The sequence below is a fragment of the Vibrio sp. Y176 genome (genome assembly GCF_033438945.1).
This window is the reverse complement of record NZ_JAWOQS010000141.1, coordinates 1-1,011: the sequence shown is the minus strand read 5'-3', so window position 1 is coordinate 1,011 and position 1,011 is coordinate 1. Positions and strand designations below refer to the sequence as shown.

Sequence of the window (1,011 nt, the reverse complement as noted above, 5' to 3'; positions counted from 1 at the left end):
TCAGCGCTTCAGTGGGTGCTTCTTTATTGGCTGGTGGAAAAACGGGCTCGTGGAAACTGGCAATAACCCAGTCCAAATTGCGATCGACGCTTGGCGGAATATCAATTTCACCTTCAATGTTAAGTATGTTGGATTCCACTCCGCGAACGATGGCAACACCTTCAAGAAAACGAGGCAGAATTTTTTGGTTGGAGAAAAACCAGTAGTGAGGCGCACCCGGCATCGACTCCGCATGGTCCGTCGTGCAAAACATGGTTAACCCGTTCTCTTTTGCCGACTTTGCGTTTTCAATCAACGTACTATACGCATGACCACTCGCGTAAGTATGCGTGTGGGTATCAACCTTAAATTCCATCATCCAGTCTCTTGAGTGCTCAAATTTGCGGGTATTGTATACCCTCGTGCGGTCAAGATGTAGCGAACACCGAAAATGCGGCGGTGAACGCTCTCTTACTCAGCCTAGAAATGGAAAAAGTGCGTCTCGATATTTAGTGCTATTGCGAGTCCGTTTCCTCACAAATACTTTTAATCAATGGCAACGCTTTTTCCCACCCATTGTTGAACATCGATACAAAGTCACTGTGAGTGTGAATGGTGATGTTGAGCAACAAGCGTTCGTCTTCTGTGTCGATCTGATAGATCTCACGAGATCCAATCCACTTGGCGGCGATATCGGCGTCCAACTGTTGCCTATTGTCGGGGTTAAAGATGGCAACATGATGAAACTCTAGCCGATGCAGTGGCTGTACATAATCAATCACTGCGCGAGTACCGCCCATATCCGGATCAAAAAAGGTGATGTCGCTGCCCTCTTCCCACTCCCCTTCGAATTGAGATTGAGGTGAAAATGCCTGCGCCCAACGCTTGTAAAGCTCAGCATCCGTCAGCACTCTCCATACGCGCTGCGGAGTCGCGGTTATTTCTACGTAATAGTTTAATGTAAGCATGTTTTCTCTCCCTGAACCTTCATTGACGCTAGTTTATTCTCAGGAAAAATCAAATTTGCTTGCG

General features: G+C 47.1%; 2 protein-coding genes. Both read right to left on the bottom strand.

Going from position 1 to position 1,011, the window contains the following annotated elements:
- Positions 1-355: PHP domain-containing protein (locus R7O13_RS24685; RefSeq protein ID WP_318304912.1), on the bottom strand; the 355-nt coding region annotated here is incomplete at its 3' end.
- A 139-nt stretch (positions 356-494) separates the two neighbouring features.
- Entirely contained in the window at positions 495-947 is a 453-nt protein-coding gene (locus tag R7O13_RS24680) for an SRPBCC family protein (RefSeq protein ID WP_042763868.1), read from the bottom strand.
- Positions 948-1,011 lie beyond the last annotated feature (64 nt).

Excerpts from the sequence above, each read along its gene's own strand:
- R7O13_RS24680 (WP_042763868.1), bottom strand. The coding sequence starts at position 947 with ATGCTTACATTAAACTATTACGTAGAAATAACCGCGACTCCGCAGCGC.